6 protein-coding genes are annotated in these 6,743 nt (G+C 68.1%); 1 reads left to right on the top strand and 5 read right to left on the bottom strand.

Annotation, left to right across the window (positions count from 1 at the left end):
• Positions 1-111: 111 nt before the first annotated feature.
• A complete protein-coding gene (locus AB0M01_RS33470) occupies positions 112-624 on the bottom strand; it encodes a pyridoxamine 5'-phosphate oxidase family protein (protein WP_363676483.1) in 513 nt (170 codons plus the stop codon).
• A 39-nt stretch (positions 625-663) separates the two neighbouring features.
• On the opposite strand from AB0M01_RS33470, the gene AB0M01_RS33465 reads away from it, so the two are divergent.
• A complete protein-coding gene (locus tag AB0M01_RS33465) occupies positions 664-1,317 on the top strand; it encodes a hypothetical protein (protein ID WP_363676482.1) in 654 nt (217 codons plus the stop codon).
• A gap of 49 nt (positions 1,318-1,366) precedes the next feature.
• On the opposite strand, the gene AB0M01_RS33460 is transcribed toward AB0M01_RS33465, so the two are convergent.
• The 4 genes from AB0M01_RS33460 to AB0M01_RS33445 all read right to left on the bottom strand — a co-directional run bounded on the left by AB0M01_RS33460 (position 1,367) and on the right by AB0M01_RS33445 (position 6,645).
• A complete protein-coding gene (locus AB0M01_RS33460; RefSeq protein ID WP_363676489.1) occupies positions 1,367-3,205 on the bottom strand; it encodes a helix-turn-helix domain-containing protein in 1,839 nt (612 codons plus the stop codon).
• A 253-nt stretch (positions 3,206-3,458) separates the two neighbouring features.
• Positions 3,459-4,565 carry an o-succinylbenzoate synthase gene (gene menC, locus AB0M01_RS33455; protein WP_363676481.1) on the bottom strand — a complete coding sequence of 369 codons (1,107 nt, stop codon included), beginning with the start codon at positions 4,563-4,565 and terminating at the stop codon, positions 3,459-3,461.
• Positions 4,562-5,566 (bottom strand): GNAT family N-acetyltransferase, encoded by a 1,005-nt coding sequence (locus AB0M01_RS33450; protein ID WP_363676480.1) that lies wholly within the window; start codon positions 5,564-5,566, stop codon positions 4,562-4,564. The genes menC and AB0M01_RS33450 overlap by 4 nt, the downstream gene beginning before the upstream one ends.
• Positions 5,563-6,645 (bottom strand): M20 family metallopeptidase, encoded by a 1,083-nt coding sequence (locus AB0M01_RS33445; protein WP_363676479.1) that lies wholly within the window; start codon positions 6,643-6,645, stop codon positions 5,563-5,565. The genes AB0M01_RS33450 and AB0M01_RS33445 overlap by 4 nt, the downstream gene beginning before the upstream one ends.
• Between the last annotated feature and the right edge of the window lie 98 nt (positions 6,646-6,743).

Raw genomic sequence — 6,743 nt, 5'->3', positions numbered from 1 at the left:
TACTGCGACCGGGAGGTCGTGGGAGAGTAGGACGTCGCCGGACATTCACACTGTTAAGGGCCACCCCACACCGGGGTGGCCCTTAACATTTCCCCCTCTGCACTTCTCCTTTCACCGAGCTCGCCAGACCTGCCAAGGCGCGTATCCGGTCCTCCGCAACCAGTGCTCCGTGTAGACGACCTTCTCTGCCGTAACTGCCACCAACGGCCCCGCCGGCGGCTCCTCCAGCGAGCGCCCGCGCTCGACGTGATCCGACTGCCACCGGTACGCCTGCCAGTACTGATCGAACTCAGCGTCCCCAGGCATCAACACCTGAGCCCTGCCGAACACCTGCGCACCCCGGCTGCTCGCCTGTCCCACCAACGGAGCGAAGATCCCCACCGACACCCGAGGGTCCGTCGCCAGATTCCGCATCTTCGGCGACTGCGGCGCCGCGGTGAACAACAGCGTGAAGTCCAGGTGGTAGTACCGGACTGGCGTAGCCAACGGGCCGTCTTCACCGCTGGTCGCCAGCACACACATGTTCTGGCTGCTCCACAGGTTCAAGATCCGTTCCGACAGCACGTCGTACTCGAGTCGTTTCGTCGGAGCGGTTCCAGTCAACCACGGGTTCGTCAGGGGCATGCCGGATTCTCTCAACCCTGCGGGTGCGAGGATCTGCGGATGCAGCAGAGTGCGTCGTACCCCGATGGTCTCGATCCCGAGGAGCTCGAGTTCCAGCAGCTCTACGGTCCGTGGCACGTCTCGTCTCCGCAGGATGCCGCGCGGCTGCTCGACGGCTATCCCTCCGACTGGTGGATCGCCGGCGGTTGGGCGATCGAGGCGTTCACCGGCGTACGACGTCCGCACGAAGACGTCGACGTGTCCCTCTGGCGCAAAGATGTTGAGCTGCTCCGCGAGCACCTCAAAGGTGAGTGGCACCTGTGGTCCAACGCCGGAGGCCGCCTCAGCCCGCTCACCGACCGGCGCCCTGAGCCTCCGGACGACGCAGACCAGATCTGGCTTCGCCGGCACGCTCTCGCTCCGTGGGAGTACGACCTGGTCGTGAATCCCGACCGAGACGGCCGCTGGATCTTCCGCCGCGACCCGTCTCTCGACTTCGCCCTGGACGAGATCACCTGGATCGCGTCCGACGGCCTGCGGTACATCACCCCCGAGATGGCCCTCGCCTACAAGGCCCGCCTCAACCGCCCCAAGGACGAGCAGGACCTGGCCGCGGCCCTGCCCCTCCTCACGTCCACTCAGCGCACCTGGCTGGCCGGCATGATCAACCATCTCCACCCAGGCCACGCCTGGCTCTCCCGCATCACCGCCTGACTACGGCCACCCCAGGCGATGCGTAGCTCTCTCTCGCATCACCGTCTGACTACAGCCGCCCAGGCCGAGCCGGCGTGACAACCCGCAGTTGCAGCATCGCTGCGAACCGAGTCTCCGGATCCGCTAGATCGAGATCCGCAACCTCCGCCAGCCGCCGCAGCCGGTACCGAAACGTGTTCGGATGCACGTACACGGTCGCGGCCGCTGCGATGACATCCCCAAACGCGTCCAGCCAGGCCCGCAGCGTCTCCACCAAGTTGGTGTTGTGCTCCCGGTCGTACGCAACCAACCGAGCAATCGGCCCCGTCGGCTGATCACCGCGAGCCTCGATCAGATCCCGCAGCTCCAGCAACAACGTCTCCACATGCACATCCGCCAACCGCGCAACCCGCTGAGCCCCCGTCCGAAGCACCCGAAGCGCCCGATCAGCGCCGGCCCGAGCATGCGGAAGCCGACCCGTCTCCCGTACCACCGGACCAACCCCCACAGTGACGGTCACCCGATCCCCGATCCGGTCCAGGAAGTCCTTGGCGATCCGTACCGCCCGCTCCTCCCCGTCCTCACGATCGGCCCGAACCGGCAACAACCCGTACGCGACATCCCCCACCAGAGCCGCCGCCGACCGCGGATGCACGGCCCCCAAGTGCATAGCGAACGCGTCAGCCAACCGCTGCCGCTCAGTAGCCAGTCCCGCCTCACCCACCAACGACTCCTGACCAGCCCCCACCGAAGCATCGCCACTGAACGCCTCCCGAGCCCGGTCCCGCGGGGCCTTCGGTGGAGCCACCACCTCCCGAGCCTGACCGCGTTGCGCCTTCGGGACAGCCGACGCCCGCGCCCCATCGCGCCGAGCCTTCGCGACAGCCCCTTGCCGTTCATGCCCGGCACCGTCCTCAGCCGTGCGCCGTACCTGCACAGCCAAAGCCAGCACCACCACCGGCTGGTCAGCCAGCCCAAGACGATCAAGCGCATCCCGCGCCCCGGCCCCACCCTCCAGCGCCGTACTGACCAGATCGGCGCGAAGCCGCCGTTCCACATCCGCGCCGGCCCGAATCCGAAGCATGTGCAGCGCCACCAACTTGGCCGCGTCGCACAGCGCCTGAGTCCGTTCGTCAGTCAACGGATCCCGAACGGCCGCCCAGATCGACCCGAGAATCTCGTCCCCCGCCCGAACCGCAACAGCAACCCGAGGAATCGTGAACTCAGTCGCGGTGATCGGCAACGGCGGCACATGCACCGGCCGATCGGTCCGATGCAGCTCCCGAAAGATCCCCAGCTCAGCCAGCAACCGCGAGTACCGCTGAGGCACCTGCCGCCCCAGCACCGTCTCGACCCGCGCGGTATCAGCCTCGTCCTGCCGCCCAGAGAACGCGAGTACCCGAGAGTTCCGATCCTCGATCGTCACCGGAGCATCCAGCAACGCCGCGGTCGCATTCGCCAACGCGAACAGATCTCCGGACGGCATCCCACCCAAGGTCTCCGGCTCGGCAACCCCCACATCCCCCTCAGCCAGCAGCGACCGCAACAACACCGCCAACTGATCCCAAGAAGCCCCCCGAGTCAGCCCCAGCAACGCCACCCCGGACTCAGCAACCGCCGCACCGACATCCGCATCCCGAGTCACCGGCGCCCGCACCACCAACCCAGCAGCCTGCTGTCGCCCCAAATCCCGCAACGCCCAAGCGATCGCCTCCGGCTCCTGCAGCCCAACCCCCAACACCAACGCATTCGAAGGCAACACAGGTTCGTCGACGGGATCATGAATCACCACCCCACCGATCTCCACCGGCCGGTCAGCGTCCCCGTCCACCAGCTCAAGCAACGTGGCGCCCAAATCGTCCAGCACCCGCCCAAGACTCGCCCGAGGCCGATTAGTCACGGAACGCATCACCTCCCTGACCCTAAATCCCAACTCCCCACCCTAGTTCGTCCCACCCAACAACTTCACCCCCTGCTTTCGTCGCCCCGGACAACCGGCGCCGTGCCCGCCGTCGGTGGTGTGCGCTGCTGACCGGACGCCGACCGCCCGGCGCGATCGTCTGCGCCAACGACGAGACCGCGCTCGGCGTCCTGCCCGCGGCCAGCGATCGGGCGTGGTCGTCGCCCGCGGCCGGCTCGACGCGGTGGGGTTGCTGGGTGGGTTAGAGCTTCAGCCATTCGGTGTGGGTGGTTACCTCCGCTAGTTCTGCTTCCAGGGGGTCTATGCCTATGCCGGGGGTGGTGGGGACGGGGAGGTGGCCGTTGGTGAGGGTGAAGGGTGGGGTGATGTCGGTTTGGTAGTAGCGGGAGGAGGCTGAGGTGTCGCCGGGGAGGGTGAAGTTGGGGAGGGCTGCCAGTGCCAGGTTGGCGGCTCGGCCCAGGCCGGTTTCGAGCATGCCGCCGCACCAGACGGGGATGTTGTGGGACTGGCAGAGGTCGTGGATTCGGCGGGACTCGAGGTAGCCGCCTACTCGGCCGGGTTTGATGTTGATGATCGAGCAGGCTTTGAGGGTGATGGCTGCGGCGGCTGTCTGGGCTGAGGTGATGGATTCGTCCAGGCAGATGGGGGTTTTCAGGTGCTGGGCCAGTTGTGCGTGGCCGAGAATGTCGTCTTCGGGCAAGGGTTGTTCGATCAGGAGGAGGTTGTAGGGGTCCAGGCGGGCCAGGTGGCGGGTGTCGGCGACGGTGTAGGCCGTGTTGGCGTCTACCTGGAGGAGGATGTCGTCGCCGAAGCGGTTGCGGACGGCGGCTACCGGGTCGATGTCCCAGCCTGGTTGGATCTTGAGCTTGATGCGGAGGTAACCCTCGTCGAGGTAGTTGCCTACGGCGTCGAGTAGTTCTTCGGTGGAGTTCATGATGCCGACGGAGACGCCGCAGGGGACCTGGGTGTGGACGGCGCCCAGTTCGCGGGCGAGCGGGCGGCCTTCGGCGCGGAGCTCTGCGTCGAGGACGGCCGTTTCCAGGGCGGCTTTGGCCATGCGGTGGCCGTGGAACTTCTGGAGGGTCGGGGTGACGTCGACGGCGGTGAGGTGGTCGACGGACGCGAGGGCGGGGACGAAGAAGCGGCGGAGGACGTCGGCGGCTGCGTCGGCGTACTCGGAGGAGTACAAGGGGGCGGCCATGGCTACGCACTCGCCCCAGCCCTCGGCCTCGGTGGTGACGACTCGGACCAGGAGGGCGTCTCGGGTGGTCTCGGTGCCGAAGCTGGTGCGGAAGGGGGAGACGAGGGGGAGGGAGATTCGGCGGAGTTCTACTCCGGTGAGCTTCATCGGGTGAGGCCTCTCGCGGGGAGTTCGAGGACGTACCAACCGGTGCGGTCGAAGCCGATCACCTGGGCGCCGTCGGCCAGGAGGCCGCCGAGGACGTCGCGGAGGGCTGAGCGCCAGGACTTGGCTGCGGTCGGGTTGGTTCGGCGGAGGGATTCGATGTCCGGGGGGACGGCGACCAGGACGATGTTGCTAGTGAGGGGAGCGACACCTGGGCGCGGAGGATGCGCGGGGGCGCCCGGGACGGAGTGTGCGGCTGCACCGGCGACGGTGTGAACGGCTGCGCCGGCGACGGTGTGAGCGTTCGAGCCTGGGGCCGGGTGGTCGTTGGGGGCTCGGGTCAGGGCGATGGTGGCCTGTGGGTAGGACTGGATTGTCAGCGGTTGGGAGTGGGCGGTGGCCGCTTTGGTGACTGCGGGGGTGTCCAGGTCCCAGCGGACCAGGAGGCGGTCGGTGTCGTCGCCGTTGTTGATGCTGTCGTGCATGCCGCCGTAGAAGTTGGTCAGGTACTCGGCGGGGTGGGCGGCCAGCTTCACCAGGTTGAAGTAGGCGTTGCGGCGGATGAGTGGGTCGAAGGTCCAGGAGATCGCGGTGATTCCGCGTTCCAGCGCCCAGGCTCGTTGGTGGAGTTTGAGGGCGAAGCCGATGTTGCGGCCGCGGGCTGTGGTGGAGACGCCGGCTACGTGGCTGTGCATGGAGACCTCTGCCGGTGCCGCGAAGAAGCCGACGCAGGCGCCGACGAGTTCGGTGCCGTCGTAGGCGCCGGAGACGTAGTTGCCTGCTTTGGTGAGGGCGCGGAGGAGCTCGGTCGTGACCGGGGGGTTCTTCGGGTCGGGCCGCCAGATCGAGTCGTAGAGGTGGTAGACGGCGTCGAGCTCGGAGAGTTCGGTGAGGGCGCGGACCTGTACGCCGGCTGAGGTGGCGGCGGCCGCGGAGGCTTGGTCGGCTGCGCTCACCGCCGTGCTGGTTGGAGGGCTGACCAGGCCGCTCAGTGGGGTGCTCATGGGGTTTCCAGCAAGTCGGCGATCAGGGCTGTGAGCAACGAAGTGCGGGGGACGATCTCCGAGACCACCACGTGTTCGTCGTCGGCGTGGGCGCCGCCGCCTACCGCGCCCAGTCCGTCGAGGGTTGGGGTGCCGACGCCGGCGGTGAAGTTGCCGTCGGAGCCGCCGCCGACCGAGGTTTCGCGGAGGGGTGGTAGGCCTAGGGCGGTCGCTAGTTTGCCTGCCTGTTCGTAGAGGGCTTGGGACATCGTGCGCTCCAGGGGCGGACGGTTGGGGCCGCCGAGGATCTCGATCGTTGCTTCGGGGAGGACTGGTTTGAGGGCGTGCAGGGCGGTGTCGACGCGGAGTTGTTCGGCGACTGTGCGAGCCCGTACGTCGACCAGGAAGCTTCCGGAGGCCGGGACGGTGTTGCGGGTGGTGCCGGAAGTCAGTGCTGTCGGGGTGACGGTCGTGCCTAGGGCGGCGTCGCCCAGGGCGGCGATGGCGAGGATCTGGTAGGCGGCTTCGATGCTGGCGTTGACGCCGAGCTCTGGTTCCAGGCCGGCGTGGGCGGCTCGGCCGGTGATCCGGATCTCGTAGTTGGAGACGCCCTTGCGTTCGAGTTTCAGGGCGCCGTTGTCCGCGGATGCTTCCAGGACCAGAGCTGCCGCGCAGCCGGTGGCCTCGGCTTCGATCAGGGCGCGGGAGGACGGGGAGCCCAGCTCCTCGTCGCCGGTGACGAGGAGGGTGACTCCGTCGAGGGACGGCAACGCGGCCAGGGCGTGGAACGCCATCACCAGGCCGGTCTTCATGTCGAAGCTGCCGGGACCGCGGAGGATGCCGTCCTCGACGACGAACGGATGGGTGGCCAGGGAGCCGATCGGCCAGACCGTGTCGTGGTGGGCGAGGACGAGGACGCGCGATGGGCCGGCGCCGAAGCTCCAGCGCAGGTGCGTACACCCGTCCACCACCTCGTACGACGGTTCGCGGCCCAGGCATTCAGTGCCCAGGCGGGCGACTACGTCGGCGCTGCGGGCGACCGCTTCGAGGTCTGACGACGGGGACTCGCAGGTCACCAGGGTCTCGAGGTCCGCCAGCATCGCCGACAACGATGGGGTCGTCCGGGGGGACGGTGGCGTGGGGGAGGGAGCGTTCGCCGGGGAGGGCGGGCTCGAGGACGACGAGGGGCGCGGGGACG

It is taken from the genome of Kribbella sp. NPDC051770, assembly GCF_040681455.1.
Classification (GTDB): Bacteria; Actinomycetota; Actinomycetes; order Propionibacteriales; family Kribbellaceae; genus Kribbella.
This window is presented reverse-complemented; position numbering and strand designations above follow the sequence as displayed.